Origin of the sequence: Pseudomonas sp. 2995-1, from assembly GCF_002742505.1 — a bacterium.
Taxonomy (GTDB): domain Bacteria; phylum Pseudomonadota; class Gammaproteobacteria; order Pseudomonadales; family Pseudomonadaceae; genus Aquipseudomonas; species Aquipseudomonas sivasensis.
In genome coordinates this window covers 1-281 of record NZ_LJSA01000608.1, presented here as the reverse complement: position 1 = coordinate 281, position 281 = coordinate 1, and the positions used below count along the sequence as shown (strand labels likewise).

The 281-nt window shown below is 45.9% G+C and carries 1 pseudogene; it reads right to left on the bottom strand.

The annotated features are described in order from the left end of the window. Nucleotides 1-281, bottom strand: a pseudogene (locus AOA61_RS30075) (transcription termination factor Rho); the annotation flags it as partial.

Here is a 281-nt window from a genome sequence, read left to right as displayed (position 1 = left end):
GTTTACGGTCAAGGTGAAGTTCCATGTTACCTGTTCCTTTAAACTCCTCATAGATAACATCATCCATGCGGGATCCTGTATCCACAAGTGCAGTTGCGAGGATCGTTAAGCTACCCCCTTCTTCGATGTTTCTTGCAGCACCAAAGAAACGCTTAGGACGGTGGAAACTCGCAGGATCAATACCACCTGATAGTGTTCGTCCACTTGGTGGGATGACTAAGTTATAAGCACGTGCAAGTCGAGTAATACTATCCATCAAGATGACAACGTCTTTCTTCGCC